Source organism: Bisbaumannia salifodinae, from assembly GCF_055388505.1.
The window spans coordinates 442,655-466,662 of record NZ_AP043781.1; the positions used below are offsets into that span (position 1 = coordinate 442,655).

Sequence of the window (24,008 nt, forward strand, 5' to 3'; positions counted from 1 at the left end):
CAGGCGGGAATCTCGATATCGCCGCCAGCCGTGATCGGGCAGCCCATGGCCATGCGGTACCCGGTGTTATTGGGCACGGGGCGAGTGTCGGAGCGGAGGCGAACGGCGACTTGACCTCAAGTAAGGTCGAGGTCCTAGGCTCCGGGTGACGCTGAACCAGCCATCACCGGAGGTAAGCATGCGACGCGTACAGCCCGACGTCTGGGAGACCGAAGTCGAGCACCCCTTTCCGGGGCTCTCCACTCACGCCTACCTGCTCGTGCGAGAGGCGGGCAACGTGCTCTTCTACAACACTGGCCATCGCCACGAGCTCGAGCGGATGGCGGAACTGGGTGGGGTGGTCTACCAGTTCCTGAGCCATCGTGACGAGCTGGGCGAGAGCCTGAACGTCATCCACGAGCGCTTCGGCGCGACCCTGGGCGGCCACCGGGCCGAGCGCGAGGACTTCGCCCGGGTACGCGAGCCGGAGCTGCTCTTCGAGCGGCGCGGGCTGCTGCTCGAGGGCATCGAGGCGATTCCCGTGCCGGGCCATAGCCCCGGCAGCACCTGCTTCCTGGTCACCTCGCCCCACGGCAGGCGCTACCTGTTCACCGGCGACACCCTCTATCGTGGCGAGGGCGGCCTATGGCACGCCGGCTTTATCCCCGGCCACAGCACGGCCGAGGATCGCCGGGAGCTGATCGAGAGCCTCGGCCTGCTCAAGCCCCTGCAGCCGGACGTTATCTTCTCCAGCGCCTTCGCCGGCGAGAGCGGCTACCAGACGCTCGCGCCGGGCGAGTGGCCCGGGCTGGTCGAACGGGCCCTCGCCGAGCTGCGCGATCCCGGTCGGGAGTCGGGCATCTAGGGCGCGACTCAGCCGCTCAGCCGCGTACGATTGCGGATCACCAGGTCGCTCAGGAAGTCGGCCAGGGCGCGGATGCGGCGCGATCGCGCCAGGTCGGACTGGAGGACGAGGTAGATCGGCTGCTCGACGCCGATGTCCGAGGCGACGCAGGCCAGGCCGGCATCCCGGGCGATGAAATGCGGCAGCACCGCCAGCCCGAGCCCCGCCTTGGCGGCCGCCACCTGTGCCGCGAGCGAGGTCGTGGTCAGCGCCGGCTGGCGCCCGCGCAGGATCCGCTCGACCCATTGCGCGGCGGGCAGGTGCGACTGCATCTCGCTCCAGGTGATAAAGGCGTCCGTGGCATAGTCGCCCGGGTCGGGGCTGGCCGCGCGCCGTGCCGCATAGCCGGGGCTGCCGTAAAGCCCGTATCCCAGGGTGCCGAGGCGGCGCAGCGTGACGTTACCCCGTTCGGGCTTGACCATCCGCACCGCGAGATCGGCATCACGGCGATGCAGATTGGCGGTCGAGATATCGGTCACGATCTCAACCGACAACTCGGGGTACTGGGCACGAAAATCCGCAAGCGCCGGCAGTATCAGCCCGGTGGCCAGGTTCTCGGCCGTGGCCAGGCGCACCTTGCCGGTCATCTGCGCCTGAGTGGCGGCGCCCGAGGTGAAGGCCTGGGCGGCGGACTCCAGCGCTTCGGCCTTCTCGATCAGGTCGGCACCATCCTCGGTCAGTTGGTAGCCCGATTGCTGGCGGATAAAGAGCGGCAGCCTCAGGGCGGCCTCGAGGCGTTCGATGCGCCGCGAGAGCGTCGCGATGCCCAGGTTGAGCGCCGCCGCCGCGCCACTTAGCGTGCCGTGGCGGGCCACGGCGAGGAAGGCGCGGGTGTCGTCCCAGACCAGCCCTCGCGCCCCATGATTTCCGATATCGGAAATCTCTTTGCCAGTATCGTCCGTTTTTTCCATTTTTGGATTCTGTCACGCTGCCGTCCGAGGACTCAAGGAGGCACTAATGGAAAAACGAACGCTTGGCACCGACCTCTCGGTCTCCCCCATCGGGTTGGGTTGCATGGGGATGAGCGAGTTCTACGGCCCCCGCGATGACGACGAATCGCTGCGCGTTCTCGCGCGGGCCGTCGAGCTTGGCATCGACTTCTTCGATACGGCGGACATGTACGGGCCGCACCACAACGAAGCGCTGATCGGTCGCTTCCTGGCCCGCCATAAGGCGCCGGTTCGCATCGCGACCAAGTTCGGTATCGTGCGCAACCCCGGCGAATACGAGCGTCGCCTGGACAACGGCGCCGACTATGCGCGCCAGGCCTGCGAGGCCTCGTTGCGCCGCCTCGGCGTGGAGCGGATCGACCTCTACTACGTCCATCGCATCGATCCCGAGCGGCCCATCGAAGAGACGATCGACGGGCTGGCGAGGCTGGTCGAGGCTGGCAAGATCGCCCGCCTCGGCCTGTGTGAGGTCAGCGCCGACACGCTGCGCCGCGCCCATGCGGTGCATCCGATCACGGCGGTGCAGACCGAATACTCGCTCTGGACGCGCGACGTGGAGCGAGAGGTGCTGCCCACCTGTCGCGAGCTGGGCATCGGCTTCGTGCCCTATTCGCCGCTCGGCCGCGGGTTCCTGACGGGACGCTTTCAGGAGGCGGCGGAGTTCGGCGACGGTGACTTCCGTCGCCACCTGCCGCGCTTCGCGGAAGGGGCGATCGACACCAACCGCCGGATCGCCGACGTGATCGCCGAGATGGCCGCAAAGAAGGGCTGCAGCCCGGCGCAGCTCTCGCTGGCCTGGCTCTTGTCCAAGGGGCCAGACATCGTGCCGATCCCCGGCACCAAGCAACGGCGCTATCTCGAGGAGAATGCGGCGGCGGCGCAGATCACGCTGAGTGCGGAGGAGCGGCAGCGGCTCGAAGCGGCGACTGCACGCCTGCCGGTGGTGGGCGAACGCTATACCCCGGAGGGCATGAAGGGGGTGAACGCATAAGCCGATCGCGCGCAGCGCTCAGGCGAGAGCGGGACCGTCCCTCCCGCCAGCGTGTCTGCGCCATTGCAACGGCGAGAGGCCGGTATGACGACGGAACATCTTGGCCAGGGCCGAGGGGCTGCCGTAGCCCACCCGACCGGCGATGGCGTCCAGTGGCACGCCATCCCACAGCATGGTCTTGGCCAGGCTGAGTCGGTAATGGGTCAGGTATTCGGCAGGGGGCTGGCCGATGGTGCCGTGGAACACGCTGGCGAAGCGGGCACGGGACATGCCGGCCTCGGTGGCCAGGGTGGTCAGGGACCAGTTGGTGGCCGGCCGGTCGTGCATGGCGATCAACGCCTTGGCCAGCTTGGGATGTGCCATGCCCGCCAACAGCCCGGAGTCCACTTCGCCGGAATCCATCAGGTAGCGCAGCAATCGAATGATCAGCAGTTCACTCAGTCGGTCCAGGGCCGCCTGCCGGCCACAACGTTCCTCCCGCATCTCGGCCAGCATCATCTCCAGCAATCCGGACATGCCGGTCAGCCTGTCCAGTGGAATCACCAGCAGCGATGGCAGGGCGCGGTAGATCGGGCCGCTGGTGCCGGCGCCGAAACGGAACGATCCACACAGGGTTTCTGCCCCCTGGGGGTCCGGCCCGAACCGGTGCGCGTCGGCGGCGGTAAGCAGGACCAGGAGCGGCGCATCGAAGCGTCGTGCCGGGCCGTCCGCCAACGCCAGGTACGCCGTGCCCCGGCTCAAGATGTGGACATAGCCGGTGCCTGCCTCCGCCGGATGGCGGGTGTCATGGCACAAGGCTCCGGCATGAAACACGCTGGCAGCGAGGTGGAAGTTGGCGAGCAGGGCGGCGAGTCGGTCCACTATGAGACTCCTGGACGCATCATAAGGACACATGGAATCCAATCGTCCATATCTCGTCCTACACTACCAAGTCGAGGTGATCGAAACCACATCAGGGCCACACCACGAAAGAGGAGCACGGTCATGACGACGAGCCATGCTGTCGGCCTGGCAGCACTGCTGACATTGACCATCGCCCCGGTGTTCGCCGCCGACTTGGCGACGACGACCTTCCGGGATCATGTGGATAGCGAGGGCAACATCTCACGACCGACGGATGTCCGGTCCAACTGGGTGCATCTGGGGAGCTGGGTGGTCGATGATGCCGAAGCCCCGGGCGCCGGTTTTCACGACGTCTACACCCAGCCCGAAGCCGCCCGGGCCTACCGGGAGAGCGGCGAGTTCGCCGATGGCACCGTCCTCGTCAAGGAGATTCGCGGTATCGAGTCCGGCGAGAAGACCACCGGACCGGCGCTCTGGGCCGGCGAGCCGCGGGTCTGGTTCGTGATGGTCAGGGACGGCCAAGGCCGCTTCGATGGCCCCCATTGGGGCCAGGGCTGGGGCTGGGCGCTCTTCACCGCCGACGAGCCGGAGGTGAATGTGTCCGAGAGCTTTGAGAACACCTGTATGGGCTGCCACACCCCGGCGCAGCAGACCGATTGGGTGTTCGTCGAGGGCTACCCGACGCTGAGATGAGGTGGGGATGACCGGGTGTGGTGGCAAGTGGCACCCAGCACCCAGCCACCCGGCCCGGGCGGTAGCATCGAGCGGAGAGTGCGTTTCTTCCCCCGGCTGCCTCGGCGAGGCTCTTAAGCCGGGGGAGCGTCGAACCGCGTGCCGTCAGTGTGCCTCGGTGGTGACGCCGGCGGAGCCTTCGGCCTCGATGGCGGCTTCCTCCTGGATCCACGCCTCACCGGTCTCCCGGCCGGACTCGAGGGCATCGGTCGCTCCATCCAGGGCCGATTGGGCCTGCCCGCGAGCCTTGGTCGCGGCCTCGTTACCGGCGCGGCTCACCGAGTCCCGGGCCGTGTCGAGGCCGGCCTGGCTCTCCTGCTCGATGCGGACTCCGGCATCCGCCCGGCCGTCGCCAGCGAGTTCGCTGCGCTGATGGGTCTCGCCTTGGGCGCCGGCCTGGGCGGATCCGCCAGCGCCGACTGCCACGCCCGCTTTCGTGCCGGTGTCGAGGCTCGACAGGCCAGTGTCGGCCCGGGTCTCCGTCGAGACGCCGACGGAGAGATCGGCCTGGACGGCGGAGGTAACGAGTCCTGCGATGGCCAGCGTCATGCCGGCGGCCAATATTTTGAGTCTCATGGCGTTTCCTTCTCACTTGCCCCGGCTGGGGCGGGTGGGGGCGGGACTTCGCTCGTCATAGCGGATGTCGTCCCGCCTTTCTCCTAGCCAAGACCGTGCCGTTTCTTTATTTAGTGTCTTTGAATCAGCTGGTTACCAATGATTTCGATGCCTGTTCGGCGCTCGCTGCGCGCCCTCGGCCGAGGAAAGCGTCGCCGGGAGGCAACGCCATGGAGGCAAGCCCCGGGAGGGGCGCTGATAAGACGGTGGTCGGGAGTCGCCTTATGGAGACAGGGGCGTGCGGGACATGGCCAGGCCCGTGGATGAACGGCCTATACTGCAAGGCATAGTTGCTGCACCGGGAGGTGCATCATGGGATGTCGCCTGGTAAGGGGGATGTTGGCCGGTTTCGTGGCCACCCTGGTCATCTCGATGATCATGGTTCTGCGCTTGTCGGCGGGCATCATCCCCTGGTACGACCCTATCGAGATCATGAACCTGGCCGCGCAGGACCTGCTTGGCACGCCGGACATCCGACTGGTGGCCTGGGCCATCCATTTCTCGGTGGGGACCCTCATCTGGGGCCTGCTCTTCGGGCTGCTGATCCCCTACCTGCCGGGAGGCGGCGACGCGCGGCGCGGCCTGCTATTTGGCGTGGTCGCCTGGCTGGTGGTAATGGTCACGGTCTTTCCCATGGCGGGCTCCGGCCTGTTCGGCATGGGCTTCGGGCTGGTGGCGCCCCTGTCCACCCTGCTGGCGCATGTCGTGTTCGGACTGGTGATCGGTAGTATGTATGCCCGGTTGCGAGGCGTATGCTAGGTTCTGTACGAAAACTGTCTGCGCTCGCCCATACGGCGTTAAAAATCGGCTCGTGCGCGAGTCCGATCAAAGTACTCATTTACACCGCGTAAACTCGCACGCGAGCCCGGTCCGTCTTTTCGCCGATTTTTGCCTTGTCTGGCTATCGCTCGCCGACTTTTCGTAAAAACCTAGGAGCGCCTGTCGTCCTCTGAATGGAGGGAATCGAGGGGAGAGCCGTGTTGTCCCTGGCTGCTCGGAAGCATGGACTTTCTCCCGGGGCAGTCATAGTCTGGCGAGACGCCTCTTTCACCTTCGCAGGACAGGACGATGTTCGAGTATTCCCTGGCTCACTGGACGGTCTTCGCGACGGCAGCGGTGCTGCTGAACCTCTCTCCCGGGCCGGATATGGCCTTTATTCTCGGGCAGACGGCGCGCCATGGTAAAGGCGGTGGCTTTGCCGCCATGCTCGGTGCATGGAGCGGGGCGGTGGTGCATGTCGCCATGGCGGCGCTGGGGTTGTCGGCGATCCTCGCGACCTCCGCCCTGGCCTTCTCCATCGTCAAGTGGGTCGGCGCGGCCTACTTGGTGTGGCTGGGGATTCAGGCCCTGCTGGCACGTTCCGCAGACGGCGGTGCCCTTGCCCCCTCGGCGGCCGTGCCGCGTCGGCGCGATATCTATCGTCAGGGGATCCTGATCTCGCTGCTCAACCCCAAGGTGGCGATCTTCTTCCTGGCCTTCCTGCCGCAATTCGTCGTGCCCGGTGCCGGGCCGGTCAGCCTGCAGCTGGCACTGCATGGCCTGCTGATCATCGCGGTCGCCGCCATCGTCGAGCCGCCCCTGGTGCTGGCGGGCGCGCGCCTGGCCACGGCATGGCGTGGTAGTTCGCGCCTGGGCCTGTGGTGCGAGCGTGGGCTGGGGGCCTTGTTCGTCGGCCTGGGCGTCAAGCTGGCGATGAGTTCACGTGCCACCTGACGAAGGAGGGTCATGGAGTGTCTATGTCACCCTGATCCCGGGCATGAGTGGCCTGTGGGCGAGGCAGGGAGGGCCTGGGCACTGCGGCAAACGAGTCTCTGGGCGCCGGTGCGTTCAGTTCATATTGACTGGTGGCGCTTGTTGCCGAATTGATGGATAAACACAACGCATCAGGGCCCGCCTAGGCGGACCCTGATATCGAACCCCATGGGGTTCGAGAACTCGTAAGACCCTTAGGTCAGGCGAGTGTCTTGATGTTCGAAGCCTGCAGGCCTTTCTGGCCCTGAGTCACGTCAAAAGAGACACTTTGACCTTCTTCCAGGGTTTTGAAGCCTTCGGACTGAATCTCGGAGAAGTGGGCAAAAACGTCGTCACCGCCGTCAGCCGGAGCGATAAAGCCAAAACCCTTCGAATCATTGAACCACTTGACTGTACCAGTCGTCATAATAAATCCTCTCGCGCCAAGCGCTTTGCAATAAATCCTGGTGTTACCCAGATGAGTAGCGGGTAAAACAAGGAATACAATTACAGGCTGCCGAAAGAATTCGAATGCTTCTGGAACTATGCTTACTTGCTAACCAACTTCGACCACAGTGTCATGCTTGGCGGTGTGGGTCAAAGGATTTAGTTTTTTATTTTATCGATGCCCTGGCGTGGCGGCTTAGCCAATGAAGCCTTAACAGGCCATCGTCTGTCGAATAGCAGCTAGATTCCTGACGGTGGTGTCGGGAATGCCTCGGAACCAGGAGTGCCGATGACCGCCCAACAAGGCTTTACCCTGACTCGCGCCGACGCCCGCCGCCTGCTGGTGCGCTATCACTTCCAGCCGGCGCCGTTGGCGACCGTCATCCGTCGCCTGGGGACCATTCAGTTCGATCCCCTGGCGCCGGTCGGCACCAACCCGGACCTGGTCCTGCAGGCCCGGGTGCCCGGCTACCGGCGGGGCGACTGGCTGCAGGCGGCCTATGCCCGACGGCTGCTGGTCGATGGCTGGGACAAGCAGGCCAGCCTGATCCAGCCCGGGGAGTGGTGGGCCCAGGCGCCGTTTCATCGCTGGTTCGCCCGGCGCTGGCGGCAGCGTGGCGTGGACGTCGCTGCCCCGGAGGCCCGTGCCCTGATCGAGCAGGTGGCCCGCCATGGCCCCGCCACCAGCCTCGAGCTCGGCGATCAACGGGCCGACCCCGCCTTGCGCGGCAGCTGGTACGGTCCCAAGCGCTCGCGGCATCTGCTCAAGGCGTTATGGGACGCCGGACACTTGATGACCCACCATCGCGTGGGCGGTCGCCATGCCTATGACCTGCCCGAGCGCGTGCTGCCCCCGGGGGCGAGGGTGGCGGACGCCACGCCAGACGATGCCCTGCAACGGTTGGTGGTGCGCCGCGTGCAGGCCGCCGGCCTGCTGCGTCCCTCCGCCGATGCCGCCGTCTGGTTGCTGCCCTGTCCGCGCGCCGAGCGGGATCGCATCGCCGCCCGGGCCATGGCCCGCGGGGAGTTGATCGACCTCGACGTGGAAGGCACCCGCTACTGGACCACGCCCGCGGCCCTCGCAGCGCTGGACGCGGCCCCCGGCCCGGCCGGTCCCGGGGGCATGCGCTTCCTCGCCCCGCTGGATCCGCTGATCTGGGACCGCGGCGGCGTCGCCCGGCTCTTCGGCTTCGATTACGTCTGGGAGGTCTACAAGCCCCAGGCCCAGCGGCGCTGGGGATACTATGTGCTGCCGGTGCTGTGGGGCGAGCGCTTCGTCGCCCGCTTCGATGCCAAGTGCCAGCAGGGCACCCTGAGCCTCCTCGCCTGGCACTGGGAAGCCGATATCCATCCCGCCAGGCTGCCCGAAGGCCTGGCCGAGGCGCTGCAGCGGGCCGCCGGTGAGTTTCTCGATTACCTCGGCGCCACCCGTGTCGTCCTGCCCAGGGGCCTCGGGCGCGAGGCGAGGCGCGCCTGGCAGCGGGCGGCCCGATAAACCGGCGGGTGGATTCGCGGAGGAAACCTTAACAGGCTATCGTTTGTCAGACTAAAGAGATCGCCCCGTGCCGCCCCCGGCGCGGGATCGGAGTTCCCCGTGAGGAGGCGAGATGAGCCAAGAGAGCGGATACGTACCCCCGAAGGTGTGGACCTGGGAGAAGGCCAGCGGCGGCACCTTCGCCAGCATCAATCGCCCCATCGCCGGGCCGACCCACGACCAGGCGCTGCCGGTGGGCAAGCACCCCTTCCAGCTCTACTCGATGGGCACGCCGAATGGGGTCAAGGTGACGGTGATGCTGGAGGAGTTGCTGGCGCTGGGCTATCAGGACGCCGAGTACGATGCCTGGCTGATCCGCATCGGCGACGGCGACCAGTTCGGCAGCGGCTTCGTCGAGATCAACCCCAACTCCAAGATCCCGGCACTGGTCGACCATGGCCCGGCCGAGCCGATCCGGGTCTTCGAGTCCGGCGCCATCCTGCTCTACCTGGCCGAGCGCTTCGGTGAATTCCTGCCGGGCAGCCTGGCGAAGCGCACCGAGACCCTCAACTGGCTGTTCTGGCAGATGGGCAGCGCGCCCTTCCTGGGCGGCGGCTTCGGCCATTTCTACGCCTATGCGCCGGAGAAGATCGAGTACGCCATCGACCGCTACGCCATGGAGGCCAAGCGTCAACTGGACGTGCTGGATCGGCGCCTGGCCGAGACGCCCTATCTGGCCGGCGATGACTACACCATCGCCGATATCGCCAACTGGGCCTGGTATGGCCAACTGGCCCTGGGGCGGCAATACGATGCCGGCGAGTTCCTGCAGGTGCAGGAGTACGCCCATGTGCAGCGCTGGGCCAGGGCGATCGACGCGCGGCCGGCGGTGCGCCGCGGGCGCATGGTCAACCGCACCTTCGGCGATCCGGCCATGCAGCTCCACGAGCGCCACGATGCCAGTGATTTCGAGACCCGCACCGAGGACAAGCGCGAAAGCGTGGAGTGAGCGGTTTTCGTGACCGAAACGCATGATGCCCGCCGAAAGGCGGGCATCATGCGTGATAAGGCGGCGATATCGACGCGCCCCTAGTCGACCTGGGTGATCATCACCGGTGCGGTGCCACGGCGCAGCATGCCCAGCTCCCGGGCGGCGCGCTTGGAGAGGTCGATGATACGGCCCGCCACGAAGGGGCCGCGATCATTGATGGTGACCTCCACCTCCTGGCCGGTATCGCGGCGCGTCACCAGCACCCGGGTGCCGAAGGGCAGGTTGGGGTGGGCGGCGGTGAGGGCCTGCTGGTCGAAGGTGTCACCACTGGCGGTGGTGGCGCCCTGGAAGCGGTCGCTGTAGAAGGAGGCGACGCCACGCTGGGGGGCGACTTCGTGGGCCTGGGCGGTAGCGATCGGGCCTAACGTCAGTAGCCCTAGCAGGGCGGCAAGCAGCAGAAACTTGGGTCGATTTCCCATGGGATTACCTCAGGGGTCTCATGTCGCGGATATCGCATCATTCGAGGCGATGAGGGCCAAGGGGCTAGCGGATAGTAACCGGCCAGGCCAGGGGCGGCAAGTCTTTGCGAAGATGGGCGACGTTGGGCGCAAAAGACCGCAAAATGCTAAATTAATCCGATTCCCTGGTGGGGAAGGGGCCGGTCAGCGGGTGGCTGATCCGGGGAGGTGTGTCGGCGGCCCGTGGATAGCGAAGCCCCGGCGCGAGGCCGGGGCTTCGGGTCAGCGGCGAGGCTCTTCTTCGTAGAGTTCCGCCTTGGCGTCGCGCATCACCGCCTCGCAGGCGGCCTGGTGGGCGAGCTGGGTGAGTAGGCCCTGGGTCAACTCGAAGCCCTTGCCCAGGCAGGTATCCACCTCCTGGCGGCTCACCGCGGGGGCGACATCGTAGTCGATCTTGAGGGTGCGGCCCCGTCCCTCGAGCCGGTCGGCGAAGCGTCGCAATGACCAGGCGAAACGGGTTGTCCAGTTGGCTGATTCTTCCACGCCGTCGTTTACGCTAAAGGTGCATCGCCATTCAGGTTTGTAGACCTTCATGTCAACCTCCGGTATTGGCTTGGAAAGAATGATCGCTCGTCTTGGTATCTCCGCTGAAAATCGCTTGCCGTTCCATCATACAGGCTAGCAGCCATAAGGGAAGCGCTGGGCTGGCGGCGAAGCGGGGACTCACTCCGGGCGATGCGTCGAGCGCCCGGCGGGACCGCTCAGGGTCGCCTGCAGCTCCTGCTCCAGGGGAGCGAGGCTGTCCCGCAGCCAGTCGCGGAAGGCGGTCGCCCGGGGGCTCGCCATTACCCCGGGCAGGCCGACCAGGTAGTAGGCGAACTCGGTGCGGCGCCAGGGACGCAGGGGGCATAGGCTGCCCTGGCCCAGCGTCTGCTGGGCCACCGTGAAACGCGTCAGGCAGAGTCCCAGGCCTTGCTGGCAGGCGGCCAGGGCCAGGCCGGCGTCGGAGACCCGCAGCCGGGGCAGGTCATCGGTGTCGTGGAGGCCTTCGGCATGCCACCAGGGGCGCCAATGGCTCCAGGGCTCGGTGGCGGTGGCGCCGCCGTCCTTGATAAAGCGCCGCCGTCGCCAGTCGCCGGCGGCCTCCGCCGGTCCCACCACGGTGATGGCATCGCCTAGCAGGTAGTCGGCTTGCAGGCCGGGGTAGTGACCGCCGCCGAAGCGGATCGCCAGGTCGGCCTCGCCGCGGTGCAGGTCGACCAGGCGGTCGGCGCCCAGCAGGTCGAGGCGCAGCCCCGGATGGCGTTGCAGCAGGTCGCCGAGGCGCGGCAGCAGGCAGTGGCGGGTGAATGACTGGGGCGCCGAGACCCTCAGGGGACCATCGATGGGCGGCCGGCCGAGCTCGGCGGTGGCCTGTTCGATCAGCGCGAAGGCCTCGGCGATGCGCTCCCGGTAGCGTTCCCCGGCGCGGGTCAGGGCCACGCCCCGGGCGCGGCGCTCGAAGAGGCGTACGCCCAGCTCGGCCTCCAGCGCCTTGATGCGATGGCTGACCGCGGCGGGGGTGACGTGCAGCTCCTCGGCGGCGGTGCGGAAGCTGCCCAGGCGGGCCGCCGTCTCGAAGGCGTTGAGGGTGGCCAGGGGGAGGCGTCGAGGGTGCATGAGTTAGCCTTGCTAAGCCTAGGGGTGAAAAAACGTCCGTTGTCATTAAACCAGCTAACGCGAGAATGGGAACCTCCTCTATCACGACACGGGAGTGCCCCATGACCGAGCGCCTCTATCGCCTCGCCGCCTTCACCCAGGACCCCCGGGGCGGCAACCCGGCCGGGGTCTGGCTAGGCGAGACATTGCCCCCGGCCGCCACCATGCAGGAGCTCGCCGCCGAGGTGGGCTATTCCGAGACCATCTTCCTGGCCCCCCTCGGGGAGGGGCGCTATCGGGTGCGCTATTACAGCCCCGCCAAGGAGATCGACTTCTGCGGGCATGCCAGCGTGGCCGCCGGGGTGGTGCTGGGGCGCCTGCATGGCCCGGGCACCTACCGGCTGGAGACCGCCATAGGCGAGGTGCCGCTGGAGGTTAGCCGACAAGGCGAGTCCTGGTGGGCCACCCTGGTGTCGGTGGCGCCGCAACAGCGTCCGGCGCCGGCGGCCCTGGTCGCCGAGATCCTGGCCTGCCTGGGCTGGGGGGCCGAGGAACTGGACCCTGAGTTGCCGCCGGTGCTGGCCTATGCCGGGGTCTGGCACCTGGTGCTGGCGGCGGCCAGCCACGATCGCCTGGCGCGGCTGGACTACGACTTCGAGGCGCTCAAGGCATTGATGACCCGGGAGGGGCTGACCACCCTGCCACTGATCTGGCGCGACGCCGAGGGCGTCTTCCATGCACGCAACCCCTTCCCGGTGGGTGGGGTGGTGGAGGACCCGGCCACCGGCGCCGCGGCGGCGGCCCTCGGCGGCTACCTGCGTGATGCCGGCTTGATCGCGGCGCCGGCGCGGCTGACGATCCTCCAGGGCGAGTCGATGGGCCAGCCGAGCCGCCTGGAGGTGGTCCTGCCCGAGCGGGGGGGCATTCGGGTCAGCGGCACGGCGGTCTCGCTGGAGACGCCGAAGCCCAAGGAGCTCCTCCTGCCCTGACCGTTCGTATCACGTTAGCGGTATTTCGCCGCGTTTTCTGCTAGGCTTGGCGCCCTTGGGCGCCAGGCTCGTTGCTGGCCCTCTCTCCTCTCCATCTCGCAGGACCCCTCTACCATGTCCGATGCCGCCGCTCACGCCGGGGCCTTCTCCGCCTTGCCTCTGGCGCCGGAACTGTTGGCCAACCTGGATTCCCTGGGCTATCACGCCATGACGCCGATCCAGGCCGCCAGCCTGCCGGCGACCCTGGCCGGGCGCGACCTGATCGCCCAGGCCAAGACCGGTTCCGGCAAGACCGCGGCCTTCGGCCTGGGCCTGTTGTCGCGGCTCGAGCGCGATAGCTTCCGGGTCCAGGCCCTGGTGCTCTGTCCCACCCGGGAGCTGGCCGATCAGGTGGCCGGCGAGCTGCGCCGCCTGGCGCGCACCCTGGCCAATGTGAAGGTGCTGACCCTGTGCGGCGGCGCGCCCTTCGGGCCCCAGCTGGCCTCCCTGGCCCATGGGGCGCATATCGTGGTCGGCACCCCGGGGCGGGTGGAGGAGCATCTGCGCAAGGGCAGCCTCGACCTGGGCGGGCTCGCCAGCCTGGTGCTGGACGAGGCGGATCGCATGCTGGACATGGGCTTCCAGGCCACCCTGGAGGCCATCGTCGCCGCCACCCCGGCCAGCCGCCAGACGCTGCTGTTCAGCGCCACCGGCCTGCAGGGGGCGGGGGCCGAGGCGCTACGCCCCATCGCCGCGGCGTTGCTGCGTGACCCGCTCGAGGTGGCATTGACCGAGACCCACGACGAGACCAGCATTCGCCAGCATTTTCACCGGGTCGCCGACGAGGCGGCCCGCCTGCCGGCCCTGTGCCGCCTGCTGCGCCATCATCGCCCCGAGTCCAGCGTGGTGTTCTGCAACACCAAGCGCGAGACTCAGGAGCTGGCCGAGGCCCTGAACCGCGAAGGCTTCAGTGCCCTGGCCCTGCATGGCGACCTGGAGCAGCGCGACCGGGACCGCCTGCTGGTGCTGTTCGCCAACAAGAGCGTGTCGATCCTGGTGGCCACCGATGTGGCGGCCCGGGGCCTGGATATCGAGGCCCTGGACGCGGTCTTCAATTACCAGCTCGCCCGGGACCTGGCGGTGCATGTGCACCGGGTGGGGCGTACCGGCCGGGCCGGCGGTTCCGGGGTGGCCTGCACCCTGGTGGCCGAGGCGGAGGCCTACCGCCTGGAGCGCCTCGCCGACTTCCTCGGCGAGGTCCTCGATACCGAGCCGCTGCCCAGCCCCCGCGACACCGCCCCCCTGGTGCCCGCCATGGCCACCCTGCAACTCGGCAGCGGCAAGAAGCAGAAGCTGCGCCCCGGCGACATCCTCGGCGCCCTCACCGGCGAGGGTGGCATCGCCGGCGATCAGGTGGGCAAGATCAAGGTCATGCAGAACAGCGCCTATGTGGCGGTGCGCCGCGAGGTGGCCAAGCCGGCCCTGGCCAAGCTCGAGGGGGACAAACTCAAGGGGCGCAGCGTTCGCGTGCGCCGCGTCAGCCGCTGAACCGATCGAACAGGTGCCATGAAAGTCCCCAAACGCTTACAACCCCTGCTGGACGATGGCCTGATCGAATCGGTCGAGAGCCAGCTGATGAGTGGCAAGGAAGCCCAGGTCTATGTGGTGCGCGCCGGCGGCGAGCTGCGCTGCGCCAAGGTCTTCAAGGAGGCCAGGCAGCGCAGCTTCAAGCAGGCGGTGCAGTATCAGGAGGGCCGCAAGGACCGCAACAGCCGGCGCAGCCGGGCCATGGCCAAGAAGACCCGCTATGGCCAGAAGGAGCAGGAGCAGGCCTGGCTGAATGCCGAGGTGGATGCCCTCTATCGCCTGGCCGAGGCCGGCGTGCGGGTGCCCCGGCCCCATGGCTTCGTCGATGGGGTGCTGCTGATGGAGCGCATCGCCGACGCCGAGGGACTGGTGGCGCCACGCCTGGATGACGTGGTGCTCGAGGCCGACCAGGCCCGCGACTACCACGCCCGGGTGATGCGCGAGGTGGTGCGCATGCTGTGCGCCGGCCTGGTGCATGGCGACCTCTCCGAGTTCAATGTGCTGCTCGATGCGGAAGGGCCGGTGATCATCGACCTGCCCCAGGCGGTGGATGCGGCGGGCAACAACAGCGCCGGCATGCTGCTGCGCCGCGACGTGGACACCATGCGCGGCTACTTCGGGCGCTTCGCCCCGGAGCTGTTGGCGAGCGACTATGGTCGCGAGATCTGGGCCCTTTATGAGGCCGGCGAGCTGCATCCCGACTCGCCCCTGAGCGGCACCTTCGAGGAATCGTCCCAGGGCGTCGATGTCGATGACCTGCTGGCGGTGATCGACGATGCCCGGGAGGAGGAGGCCGAGCGCCTGGCCGCCCTGGTCGAGCGGGACGCCGACGACGCCTGAGGCCAGCGGCCGGGCTTCCTGCGCAAGCTTTGCTTGATCCTGCCCCACTCCCTGCGCCTTGCTCGGATGCAATGGCTCGTGCCGAACCATGGAACCTCTTGAAAACCGGCGGGTCTTTCCATTGGGGGCCTCTGTTTTACCGGGGCCTGCTGGGTATCAACCGTCCAACGGTTGGGGAGGTGTCGAGATGATCGAGATGTTGAAGTCTCAGCAGATCAAGATGCACTGGCGCGACTGGCTGATGCTGCTGTTCGGCGTCTGGCTGGTGGCTTCGCCCTTCGCTTTCGGCCATGCGGCGGCCGGTGCCGGGATGGTGATGTGGGCCCCGGTGCTGCTCGGCGTGGCGGTGATCGTGTTCGCCGTGGCCGTGCTGCGCAAGACCCAGGTCTGGGAGGAGTGGATCCTCTTCGCCCTGGGGATGGCGCTGATTGCCGCGCCCTTCCTGCTCGGCTATGCCGGCGTGACCCTGGCGATGTGGAACAGCGTCGTCATGGGCCTGCTGGTCGGCGTCGATGCCGGCTGGTCGCTGTTCGCGCTGACCCACCATGGCAAGAAGGCCGCCTGAAGCGAAACGGGCGGGAGACGAGGGGGCCTGCGGGCCCCCTCGTCGTGTCAGGGCCTATAGTGGGAGGGACACGAACGCCGCCGAGGAGGGAACATGCGCCTGCAACTTTCGACCTGGCCGGAGGTGGAGGCCTACCTGGAGCGCTCGACGGGGATCGTCGTGCCCATCGGCTCCACCGAGCAGCATGGCCCCAATGGCCTGATCGGCACCGATGCCCTCTGCCCCGAGGCGATCGCCTGGGCGCTGGGGGAGCGTCACGATATCCTGATCGGACCGACCCTGAGCCTGGGCATGGCCCAGCACCACCTGGCCTTCCCCGGCACCCTTAGCCTGAGGCCCAGCACCCTGATCGCGTTGCTGCGCGATACCCTCGACTCCCTGGCCCGCCACGGCTTCACCCGGGTGCTCTTCCTCAATGGCCACGGCGGCAATATCGCCACCCTCAAGGCGGCCTTCGCCGAGGTGCATGCCACCCGCAGCCTGGCGGCGGCGCCGGCGACCGGTGCGCCGCAGCCGGCCCTGTTCAACTGGTTCCTGGGGCGGCGGGTGCGGGAACTGGCCGCCGAACTCTATGGCGACGCCGAGGGCTACCACGCCACGGCCTCGGAGGTCGCCCTCTCCTGGTATGTCGCCGGGGTGGAGAAGTCGGCGACCATGACGCCGCGGATCGCCCCCCTGGGCAGCGCCGAATGCGACGCCGAGACCTTCCGGCGGCGCTTCCCGGACGGCCGCATGGGCTCGGACCCGTCCCTGGCCCGCCGCGAGCACGGCGCCCGCTTCCTGGAGGCGGGGGTGGCGGACGCCTGGGAGGCCTGGCAGGGCCTGATCGACGAGGAGTGAGCCGCCGAAGGCGCCTCGGAGGCCGGCCCGGGGCTGTGCTAGGCTCGCCTTGTCTTTCCCTGGCGATTTTCCGGAGCCCTACCCATGCCCATCGTGACCATTCAGCAGTTCCCCCGCCCCCTCGAGCAGAAGCGCGAGCTGGCGCGGCGCATCACCCAGGCCTTCGCCGAGGTCTATGGCGCCGAGGAGGCGTCGGTGCAGGTGTTCTTCAGCGAGGTGGATGGCGAGGACTGGGCCAAGGGCGGCGTGATGGGCTGCGACCGCAAGCCGGAGTGACGAGAGGCCGCCCCATGCTGCGCCTCGCCGTCGTCCTGCTCGCCGCCTACGCCCTGGTGGTGGCGCTGGCCTGGGCCTTCCAGGCGCGGCTGCTCTACCTGCCGCACCTGGGGCGCGAGGCCATCGCCACCCCCGCCGACCGGGGGCTGCCCTTCGAGTCGGTGGCCCTGACCACCGAGGATGGCCTGACCCTGGATGCCTGGTGGTTGCCGGCGCCTGCGCCGGCGGCGCGGGGCACCCTGCTGTTCTTCCACGGCAATGCCGGCAATATCTCCCACCGCCTGGCCTCCCTGGCGCAGTTCCATGCCCTGGGGCTGTCGGTGCTGATCCTCGATTACCGGGGCTATGGCAAGAGCGAGGGCCGGCCCTCGGAGGCGGGCACGGCGCTGGACGCCCGGGCCGCCTGGCAGTGGCTGATGGCGCGGGGCGAGGCGCCCGGGCGAGTGGTGCTGTTTGGTCGTTCCCTGGGGGCGGCGGTGGCCACCGAGCTGGGGGTGGCCCTGAGCGAGGCGGGCACGCCGCCGGGGGCGGTGATCCTGGAGTCGCCCTTCCGCTCGGTGCCGGCCCTGGGGCAGCGCCTCTACCCCTTCCTGCCGGTGCGCTGGCTGGCGCGGCTGGAGTACGAGGTGGCGGGGCGGGTGGCCGATATCGCCGCGCCGCTGCTGGTGATCCATAGCCGCGACGACGAGATCATCCCCTTCGCCGAGGGCGAGGCGGTGCATGCCGCCGCCGGCGAGCCCAAGGCGCTGCTGGTGATGCGCGGCGGCCATAACACGGGCTTTCTCGACAGCGAGCCGGAGTATTCGGCGGGGATCGATGCCTTCCTCGACGGGGCCGGCCTGACGGCTCCCTGATGGACTCGCCCTGAAACGCCACCGCCGCCTCGAGGGCGGCGGTAGGAAGCTCAGGCCTCGGGCAGCTCGGCGTTATGGAAGACGTTCTGGACGTCGTCCAGGTCGTTGAGCATATCGAGGAATTTCTCGAACATGGCCACGTCGTCGCCCTCGATGGGGGCGGTGGTCTGGGGCACGAACTGGATCTCGTCGACCTCGAAGTCGAGCTCGCCGAAGGCGCCCAGCAGGGCCTGCTTGGCCTTGGCGTATTCGGTATGGGGGGCGAAGACGGTGATCTGGCCGTTTTCGTTCTCGATGTCGGTGACATCGACATCGGCCTCCATCAGCGCCTCCAGGGCCGCCTCCTCGTCATCGCCGGCATAGGCCAGGATGGCGCAGTGGTCGAACATATGGCTGACGCTGCCGGGGGTGCCGATCTTGCTCTTGGTCTTGGTGAAGCAGGCGCGCACGTCGCCGAAGGTACGGTTGGGGTTGTCGGTCAGGCAGTCGACGATGACCATCGCGTTGCCGGGGCCGAAGCCCTCGTAGCGCGCCGGGGAGTAGTCCTCGCCGCCCACGCCGCTGGCCTTGTCGAGGGCCTTGTCGATCACGTGGCTGGGCACCTGATCCTTCTTGGCCCGTTCGATCAGGCCGCGCAGCGCCAGGTTGCCGTTGGGATCCACGCCGCCGGACTTGGCGCAGACATAGATCTCGCGACCGTACTTGCTGTACACCTTGGTCTTGGCGGCGGCCGTCTTGGCCATGGATTCCTTGCGATTCTGGAAGGCTCTGCCCATTGCTGTTCTCACCGGATAAAAAACGATGGCAGGAATCTTACTGAACAACGGAAAGCGGTAACAAGCTTATTTCCGGTGCGGGGGCGCGTGCCACTGGCCAGGCCCATTCGCGGTGCCAGGGGTTCGCTGCCATCCTGAAGAAACCTTTCCACGACCCGCCTCCGGGCGAAAGGGGCGTGCCATGTCACGACTCGGTCATTGGTTCTGCGCCGCGCTGTTCCTGCTGCTGTCATCGCTGCCCACCCAGGCCCGGGAGCTGGCGGTGGCGCCCGAGGCGATGGTCGAGGTGGAGGTGGCCACCGTGGGCCTGGCCGGCCCGGGGGTGCCGGTGGTGCTGCTGCGTGAGCCCGGCGCCCGGGCGGTGATTCCCATCTTTATCGGCAGCGTGGAAGCCGATGCCATCCTGCGGGGGCTGTACGGCGAACGCCCCCGACGGCCCCTGACCCACGAGCTGCTCGGCGATGTGCTGGCCGGCCTCGAGGTGCGCCTGGAGCGGGTCTATGTGGATGCCATCGTCGACGGGGTCTTCCTGGGCATGCTGGAACTGCGGGTGGGCGATGCCAAGGCGCCGCTGCGCATCGATAGCCGCGCCAGCGACGCCATCGCCCTGGGCCTGCAGGCCGGCGCCGCCATCCGCGTCTCGCCCCAGGTCCTGGAGGCGGCCCAGGCGATCGATTACCAGGGCATCGAGGAGCAGGTGGTCTCCGCCCTGGGCATCACCGTGACCCCGCTCAGCGATGACCTGCGCGATGCCCTGCGCCTGCCGGACGACGAGGGCGTGCTGATCACCGGGGTCAGCGGCGATGCCGAGGCGGCGGGCCTGGCCCCCGGGGCCCTGCTGTTGTCGGTGAACGGCGAGACGCCCATCACCCCGCTGCGCTTCCTGGAGCTGGTCCGCGATACCCCGCCGGGGGAGGAGGCGCAACTGGGCTACTGGCAGGACGGCGAGGCCCACGAGCTGTCGCTCTCCACCGCGGTGCCGGAGCCGGCGCTGCCCAGGATGCCGCCGGAGGCGCCTACCCCCGGTATCCGCTTATAAGGCTTGTAAGCCTAGTCGATCCCGCAGCCGCCGATACCGAAGCACTTTCCCAGAGGGTAGGCCGTGCCGGGGCGGGGAACTTATCGCTGTTTAGGGGTCTGAAAGGAGTCATCACGACTTAGGTAGGAGAAAAGAATATGAAAAGGATGGTTTCACTGGCATTGATGCTGGCTTTTTCCGTTCTTATGGCGGGTTGTGCTGCGATGGAGTCTTCCGTGGACGAGCCCCTGGTCAATACCTACTGGAAACTGACCCGGCTCGGCGAGACGCCGGTGGCGGCGGTGGATAATCAGCGCGAGGCGCATCTGGTGCTGCATAAGGAGGAGCAGCGGCTGGCCGGCTCCACCGGCTGCAACCGCCTGATGGGCGGCTATCGCCTGGACGGCCAGGCGCTGCGCTTCGAGCGGCCGGCGACCACCATGATGGCCTGCATGGCCGGCATGGACACCGAGCAGGCCTTCCTCGAGACCCTGGAGAGGGTGACCGGTTGGGAGGTCGATGGCCAGCAGCTGATCCTGACGGGCGCCAAGGGCGAGCCCCTGGCCCACTTCGAGGCGGTGCATCTCTACTGATTTCCCGTCCTGGCCGGCCCGACGCCCGCCTCCGGCCAGCCGGAGGCGGGCGTCGTCGTTCTGGCATCAGAGCGTGCCCAGCCGACGGAAGCGCTGGATCGCCTCGCCGGGAGCGAAGTCCTCCAACTCGAACAGCTGGCGCACCTCGATTTCGGCCTCGCCGCCGGGGCCGCCGGGATTGGGGAAGCGACGCACCCAGTCGAGGGCCGCCTCCCGGGAGTCCACCTGGATCAGGGTGTAGCCGGCGATCAGCTCCTTGGCCTCGGCGAAGGGGCCATCGGTGATCAGCGGCTCGCCGTCCCGGTAGTGGACCCGCCAGCCCGTGGTGCTGGGCTGCAGGCCGGAGGCGTCGAGCAGGGCGCCGGCGGCGGCCAGTTGCTCGTGGTAGTCGGCCATGGCGGCGACCATCGTCTCTTCCGGCATGGCGCCGGCCTCGGTGTCCGCGGTGGCCTTGACCAGAATCATGAAGCGCATGGAATCTCTCCTCGATAGGAATGGCTCGGGCCCCTGGGGGCGCCTCTCAGGGTCGGGGGAGAGGGCGCGGTATCGACACCCGCAGTAGGATAGAGGGTCAGTCAGCAACCGGGGCCACGCCATGGAGCATCAGCACGCGTCAGACCCGCCGCCTCCCTGGAAGGCGGCGGGATACCGCATCCAACTGGCCCGGGAGGCCGACCTGCCGCGGCTCGCCGGGGTCGAGCGCGCCGCGGCGCGGCAGTTTCCCGGCCGTTTGATTCCCCCCGCCCAGCGCGCTGGGGTGGTGCCGTTGGCGGTGCTGCGCGAGGCCTGGAACGAGGGACGGCTCTGGGTGGCGCTATCGCCGGCGGGCCTGCCGGTGGGCTTCGCCGTGGCCGGTACCTGCGACGGTGAAGCCTTCCTGATCGAGCTCGACGTGCACCCCGCCCACCAGTGCCTGGGGCTGGGCCGGGCCCTGGTGGCCCGGGTGGCGCAGTGGGCCCGGACCGCGGGGTATGCGGCCCTGGCCTTGACCACCTTCGCCAGCCTGCCCTGGAACGCGCCCTTCTATGCCCGGCTGGGGTTCCAGGCGCTGGTGCCCGGGGCCTGTGGCCCGGCGCTGGCGGAGCGCCTGGCCGCCGAGGCGCGCCTGGGACTCCGCGAGCGGGTGGCCATGCGGCTATCGCTGCGTTAGACGCGCCGGCTCAGCGTCCCGCCGTGGTCGGGTCGTCGGGCATGGCGGCGTCGCCCCCCGGGAGTTCCCGCTGGGTATGCAGGAAGAACAGGTGGCGCTCGTACTGGTCGAGGATATCGGCGATCAGCTGCTCCCGGGAGTAGCCATAGACGTCATAGCCCTGGCCACCCTCGCCGATATGCACCTGCAGGCGGTAGTAGTGGGTGCCGGCGCGGCTGTCACGAATCGAGAAGGCCGGCATGGCGCTGCGATGGGGCCAGATCTGGTAGGTGAAGTCCGGCTCGCCGCCGAGGGCCACGTTGAGGGCCAGGTGCTCCTCGTCGCCGCTGCCCTCGACGATCTCCACCGGGAAGCCCTTCTCGGTGAGCTCGTCGCGGATCGCCTCCATGGCGGGGCGGCCCACCTCGGCGAGGAAGCGGCTGGCCCGGGCGTGGTTGGGGAAGCTCAGCGCCCGGCTCAGGCGCTGGCGCCAATGCCGCTTGCCTCCTGCTTCGTCGAGCAGGCGCCCCGAGAGGTGGCCGGCCATGCTGCCGCGCAGGCTGTCCTCCTTGAGGCCCTCCACCTTGAGGGCCTTGAACAGACCCAGCATCATCAAGAAGAGCACGAAGGCGAAGGGCAGCCCCATGACCACCACGGCGCCCTGCAGGGCGCCGAGGCCCCCGGCCATCAATAGCGCCAGGGTCAGCAGGCCGATGATCGCCGCCCACAGGATGCGCATCCAGGAGGGGGCATCGTGATTGGGGTCGCTGAGTATCGAGGTGAGGTTGGAGAGCACCAGGGAGCCGGAGTCGCCGGAGGTGACGAAGAAGACGATGGCCAGCACGGTGGCCACCCCGGTGGTCAGGGCCACCCAGGGGTAGCTCTGCAGGAAGAGATAGATGGCCGAGCCGGGGTTGTTCATGGCCTGTTCGCCGAAGTCGGCGACGCTGGCGGTGCCCGCCATCACCAGCTCGATGGCGCTGTTCCCCATGATCGACATCCACGCCATCATAAAGGTCAGCGGCAGGATCAGGGTGCCGGCGACGAACTGGCGGATGGTGCGGCCCCGGGAGATGCGTGCCAGGAAGAGGCCGACGAAGGGCCCCCAGGCGATCCACCAGGCCCAGAAGAACACCGTCCAGGCGTTGAGCCAGTCGCGGGGCGGGTCGAAGGCGTAGGTGTTGAAGGAGAGGGCGATAAAGTTGGAGAGGTAGTCGCCCACGTTCATGACCAGGGCATTGAGCAGGAACAGGGTCTGGCCGCTGAAGAGGATAAACAGCATCAGCAGCAGCGCCAGCAGCATATTGAACTCGGAGAGCCGACGGATGCCCTTGTCCACCCCGGTCACCGCCGAGATGGCCGAGAAGACCACGATCAGGATCGCCAGGCTCGCCTGGGTCAGGGTGCTCTCGGGAACGCCGAACATATAGTTGAGGCCGAAGTTGAGCTGGATGATGCCGATGCCCAGGCTGGTGGCGATGCCGAACACCGTGCCCAGCACCGCGGCGATATCCACGCCATGGCCGATGGGGCCACGGATGCGCTTGCCGAAGATGGGGTAGAGGGCCGAGCGAATGGTCAGCGGCAGGCCGTGGCGGTAGCTGAAGAAGGCCAGGGACATGCCCACCAGGGTGTAGATGCCCCAGCCGGAGAGCCCCCAGTGCAGGAAGGTGAGCTCCATGGCATGGCGGGCCGCCGCCACCGTGGCGGGGTCGCCCTCCGGGGGGGCCAGGAACTGGGTCACCGGCTCGGCGATGCAGAAGAACAGCAGGTCGATGCCGATGCCGGCGGAGAACAGCATGGCCGCCCAGGTGACGATATTGAAGTCCGGCGTCGAGTGGGCCGGCCCCAGGCGCAGCTTGCCGAAGCGTGACAGACCGATGGCGATGACGAACACCAGGTAGGCCACCACGGCGATGAAATAGAACCAGCCGAAGCTGTCCGAGATCCAGGCCAGGACGGCATAGATCACCGTATTGGCCGCCTCGGTGAAGGCCATCGCCCAGAGGGCGAAGACCAGGATCCCGATGGCCGAGCCGTAGAAGACCACCGGGTTGATACGATCCTGCCGGGGAGAGAGTGGGTCGGGGGCGCGATCGGCCATGTCGGACTCCTTGTGGCATGCCTGACGGTTCGGGTCGGCCCCCGACCATCCTGGCGAATGGGGCGCAGCACCCGGCCGACGGGAATCGCCGGCCGCGGCGCCTGCCATGCTTTCGTCAGACTGAGCATAGACGCTTGGGGCCGATCGCGAGGCTGCCCGGCGGTCAGTCGGGGGCCAGCAGGCGGGCACCACAGCCTTCGTCGCCCAACTCGTCCTCCGGGTTGCGCAGCGGGCACTCCGCCAGCGACAGGCAGCCGCAGCCGATGCAGTGGTCGAGCTGGTCGCGCAACTGGGTGAGGCAGCGGATGCGTTCGTCCAGGCTCTCCCGCCAGCTCGCCGAGAGGCGCTGCCAGTCGGCGGCATTGGGAGCACGGGAGGCGGGCAGGGTGTCGAAGGCTTCACGGATCTCGCCGAGCGAGATGCCGGTGCGCTGGGCGACCTTGATGATGGCCAGGCGGCGCAGCACCTCGCGGCCGAAGCGACGCTGGTTGCCGGCGTTGCGACGGCTCGCGATCAGGCCCTTGGCCTCGTAGAAATGGATCGCCGAAACCGCCAGGCCACTGCGGCGGGCGACTTCGCCGACGCTGAGCTCGCGCTGCAGGGGAGGTGACATGACATTCTCCTTGACCTCAACTTAACTGGAGGTTTTACCCTGCCAGCCAACCCCGGGCAAGTCGGGCCCGGGATCGTTAACGCAACCGGACT

Annotated in this window: 28 protein-coding genes; 17 read left to right on the top strand and 11 right to left on the bottom strand. The window is 68.0% G+C overall.

The features are described 5' to 3' along the window. Positions 1-178: 178 nt before the first annotated feature. Positions 179-844, top strand: coding sequence for an MBL fold metallo-hydrolase (locus ACZ5EF_RS02105; protein WP_346062706.1), 666 nt, complete (start codon positions 179-181; stop codon positions 842-844). 8 nt (positions 845-852) lie between these two features. Here the strand turns inward: ACZ5EF_RS02105 and ACZ5EF_RS02110 are convergent, their stop codons facing one another. Further along, positions 853-1,794 (bottom strand): LysR family transcriptional regulator, encoded by a 942-nt coding sequence (locus ACZ5EF_RS02110; RefSeq protein WP_346062705.1) that lies wholly within the window; start codon positions 1,792-1,794, stop codon positions 853-855. Positions 1,795-1,840: 46 nt separating this feature from the next. On the opposite strand from ACZ5EF_RS02110, the gene ACZ5EF_RS02115 reads away from it, so the two are divergent. Continuing rightward, positions 1,841-2,824 (top strand): aldo/keto reductase, encoded by a 984-nt coding sequence (locus ACZ5EF_RS02115; RefSeq protein WP_346062704.1) that lies wholly within the window; start codon positions 1,841-1,843, stop codon positions 2,822-2,824. Between the two features lie 18 nt (positions 2,825-2,842). On the opposite strand, the gene ACZ5EF_RS02120 is transcribed toward ACZ5EF_RS02115, so the two are convergent. Beyond that, positions 2,843-3,685, bottom strand: a complete 843-nt coding sequence (locus tag ACZ5EF_RS02120) for an AraC family transcriptional regulator (RefSeq protein ID WP_346062703.1) — start codon at positions 3,683-3,685, stop codon at positions 2,843-2,845. Positions 3,686-3,808: 123 nt separating this feature from the next. Here ACZ5EF_RS02120 and ACZ5EF_RS02125 point away from each other — a divergent pair, with 123 nt between their 5' ends. Further along, positions 3,809-4,360: a cytochrome P460 family protein gene (locus ACZ5EF_RS02125; RefSeq protein ID WP_346062702.1), complete on the top strand. Its 552-nt coding sequence runs from the start codon at positions 3,809-3,811 to the stop codon at positions 4,358-4,360. Between the two features lie 144 nt (positions 4,361-4,504). On the opposite strand, the gene ACZ5EF_RS02130 is transcribed toward ACZ5EF_RS02125, so the two are convergent. Next, a complete protein-coding gene (locus tag ACZ5EF_RS02130) occupies positions 4,505-4,975 on the bottom strand; it encodes a hypothetical protein (protein WP_346062701.1) in 471 nt (156 codons plus the stop codon). A gap of 375 nt (positions 4,976-5,350) precedes the next feature. Here ACZ5EF_RS02130 and ACZ5EF_RS02135 point away from each other — a divergent pair, with 375 nt between their 5' ends. After that, the gene (locus ACZ5EF_RS02135; protein ID WP_379729456.1) at positions 5,351-5,773 is read left to right on the top strand and encodes a DUF6789 family protein; all 423 of its coding nucleotides are present in this window, start codon (positions 5,351-5,353) and stop codon (positions 5,771-5,773) included. Positions 5,774-6,082: 309 nt separating this feature from the next. Further along, the gene (locus ACZ5EF_RS02140; protein ID WP_346062699.1) at positions 6,083-6,727 is read left to right on the top strand and encodes a LysE family translocator; all 645 of its coding nucleotides are present in this window, start codon (positions 6,083-6,085) and stop codon (positions 6,725-6,727) included. 238 nt (positions 6,728-6,965) lie between these two features. Here the strand turns inward: ACZ5EF_RS02140 and ACZ5EF_RS02145 are convergent, their stop codons facing one another. Beyond that, complete coding sequence (locus tag ACZ5EF_RS02145; protein ID WP_346062698.1) at positions 6,966-7,172, bottom strand: cold-shock protein; 207 nt, start codon at positions 7,170-7,172, stop codon at positions 6,966-6,968. A gap of 309 nt (positions 7,173-7,481) precedes the next feature. On the opposite strand from ACZ5EF_RS02145, the gene ACZ5EF_RS02150 reads away from it, so the two are divergent. Both ACZ5EF_RS02150 and yghU read left to right on the top strand, forming a co-directional pair. After that, positions 7,482-8,687, top strand: a complete 1,206-nt coding sequence (locus ACZ5EF_RS02150) for a DNA glycosylase AlkZ-like family protein (protein ID WP_346062697.1) — start codon at positions 7,482-7,484, stop codon at positions 8,685-8,687. A 112-nt stretch (positions 8,688-8,799) separates the two neighbouring features. After that, positions 8,800-9,675 (top strand): glutathione-dependent disulfide-bond oxidoreductase, encoded by an 876-nt coding sequence (gene yghU / locus ACZ5EF_RS02155; RefSeq protein ID WP_346062696.1) that lies wholly within the window; start codon positions 8,800-8,802, stop codon positions 9,673-9,675. Positions 9,676-9,755: 80 nt separating this feature from the next. On the opposite strand, the gene ACZ5EF_RS02160 is transcribed toward yghU, so the two are convergent. From ACZ5EF_RS02160 to ACZ5EF_RS02170, 3 genes are all read right to left on the bottom strand, one after another. Beyond that, on the bottom strand, positions 9,756-10,136 hold the full coding sequence (locus tag ACZ5EF_RS02160) for a septal ring lytic transglycosylase RlpA family protein (protein ID WP_346062695.1): 381 nt from the start codon (positions 10,134-10,136) through the stop codon (positions 9,756-9,758). A gap of 261 nt (positions 10,137-10,397) precedes the next feature. Next, positions 10,398-10,709: a hypothetical protein gene (locus tag ACZ5EF_RS02165; RefSeq protein WP_346062694.1), complete on the bottom strand. Its 312-nt coding sequence runs from the start codon at positions 10,707-10,709 to the stop codon at positions 10,398-10,400. Positions 10,710-10,838: 129 nt separating this feature from the next. Then, a complete protein-coding gene (locus ACZ5EF_RS02170) occupies positions 10,839-11,774 on the bottom strand; it encodes a LysR substrate-binding domain-containing protein (RefSeq protein ID WP_346062693.1) in 936 nt (311 codons plus the stop codon). Positions 11,775-11,875: 101 nt separating this feature from the next. Between ACZ5EF_RS02170 and ACZ5EF_RS02175 the strand changes: the two genes are divergently transcribed. The 7 genes from ACZ5EF_RS02175 (at position 11,876) to ACZ5EF_RS02205 (ending at position 17,683) form a co-directional block, all read left to right on the top strand. Next, positions 11,876-12,742 (top strand): PhzF family phenazine biosynthesis protein, encoded by an 867-nt coding sequence (locus tag ACZ5EF_RS02175; protein ID WP_346062692.1) that lies wholly within the window; start codon positions 11,876-11,878, stop codon positions 12,740-12,742. 114 nt (positions 12,743-12,856) lie between these two features. Continuing rightward, positions 12,857-14,269, top strand: coding sequence for an ATP-dependent RNA helicase DbpA (dbpA, locus tag ACZ5EF_RS02180; RefSeq protein WP_346062691.1), 1,413 nt, complete (start codon positions 12,857-12,859; stop codon positions 14,267-14,269). Positions 14,270-14,287: 18 nt separating this feature from the next. Further along, complete coding sequence (locus ACZ5EF_RS02185; RefSeq protein WP_346062690.1) at positions 14,288-15,148, top strand: PA4780 family RIO1-like protein kinase; 861 nt, start codon at positions 14,288-14,290, stop codon at positions 15,146-15,148. Between the two features lie 187 nt (positions 15,149-15,335). Further along, complete coding sequence (locus ACZ5EF_RS02190) at positions 15,336-15,713, top strand: SPW repeat protein (protein ID WP_346062689.1); 378 nt, start codon at positions 15,336-15,338, stop codon at positions 15,711-15,713. 93 nt (positions 15,714-15,806) lie between these two features. Next, positions 15,807-16,553 (top strand): creatininase family protein, encoded by a 747-nt coding sequence (locus tag ACZ5EF_RS02195; RefSeq protein ID WP_346062688.1) that lies wholly within the window; start codon positions 15,807-15,809, stop codon positions 16,551-16,553. An 84-nt stretch (positions 16,554-16,637) separates the two neighbouring features. After that, a complete protein-coding gene (locus tag ACZ5EF_RS02200) occupies positions 16,638-16,829 on the top strand; it encodes a tautomerase family protein (protein WP_346062687.1) in 192 nt (63 codons plus the stop codon). A 14-nt stretch (positions 16,830-16,843) separates the two neighbouring features. Continuing rightward, on the top strand, positions 16,844-17,683 hold the full coding sequence (locus ACZ5EF_RS02205) for an alpha/beta hydrolase (RefSeq protein WP_346062686.1): 840 nt from the start codon (positions 16,844-16,846) through the stop codon (positions 17,681-17,683). A 50-nt stretch (positions 17,684-17,733) separates the two neighbouring features. On the opposite strand, the gene ACZ5EF_RS02210 is transcribed toward ACZ5EF_RS02205, so the two are convergent. Next, on the bottom strand, positions 17,734-18,459 hold the full coding sequence (locus ACZ5EF_RS02210) for a YebC/PmpR family DNA-binding transcriptional regulator (protein WP_346062685.1): 726 nt from the start codon (positions 18,457-18,459) through the stop codon (positions 17,734-17,736). A gap of 181 nt (positions 18,460-18,640) precedes the next feature. On the opposite strand from ACZ5EF_RS02210, the gene ACZ5EF_RS02215 reads away from it, so the two are divergent. Beyond that, positions 18,641-19,498 carry a bifunctional nuclease domain-containing protein gene (locus tag ACZ5EF_RS02215; RefSeq protein WP_346062684.1) on the top strand — a complete coding sequence of 286 codons (858 nt, stop codon included), beginning with the start codon at positions 18,641-18,643 and terminating at the stop codon, positions 19,496-19,498. A 215-nt stretch (positions 19,499-19,713) separates the two neighbouring features. Beyond that, positions 19,714-20,070, top strand: a complete 357-nt coding sequence (locus tag ACZ5EF_RS02220; RefSeq protein ID WP_346062683.1) for an META domain-containing protein — start codon at positions 19,714-19,716, stop codon at positions 20,068-20,070. Positions 20,071-20,136: 66 nt separating this feature from the next. Here the strand turns inward: ACZ5EF_RS02220 and ACZ5EF_RS02225 are convergent, their stop codons facing one another. Beyond that, entirely contained in the window at positions 20,137-20,544 is a 408-nt protein-coding gene (locus ACZ5EF_RS02225) for a YciI family protein (RefSeq protein ID WP_346062682.1), read from the bottom strand. Positions 20,545-20,665: 121 nt separating this feature from the next. Here ACZ5EF_RS02225 and ACZ5EF_RS02230 point away from each other — a divergent pair, with 121 nt between their 5' ends. After that, a complete protein-coding gene (locus tag ACZ5EF_RS02230) occupies positions 20,666-21,220 on the top strand; it encodes a GNAT family N-acetyltransferase (protein WP_346062681.1) in 555 nt (184 codons plus the stop codon). Positions 21,221-21,230: 10 nt separating this feature from the next. Here the strand turns inward: ACZ5EF_RS02230 and betT are convergent, their stop codons facing one another. Together betT and soxR are read right to left on the bottom strand one after the other, a co-directional pair. Beyond that, complete coding sequence (gene betT / locus ACZ5EF_RS02235; RefSeq protein WP_346062680.1) at positions 21,231-23,303, bottom strand: choline BCCT transporter BetT; 2,073 nt, start codon at positions 23,301-23,303, stop codon at positions 21,231-21,233. A 163-nt stretch (positions 23,304-23,466) separates the two neighbouring features. Then, positions 23,467-23,916 carry a redox-sensitive transcriptional activator SoxR gene (gene soxR / locus ACZ5EF_RS02240; protein ID WP_346062679.1) on the bottom strand — a complete coding sequence of 150 codons (450 nt, stop codon included), beginning with the start codon at positions 23,914-23,916 and terminating at the stop codon, positions 23,467-23,469. Between the last annotated feature and the right edge of the window lie 92 nt (positions 23,917-24,008).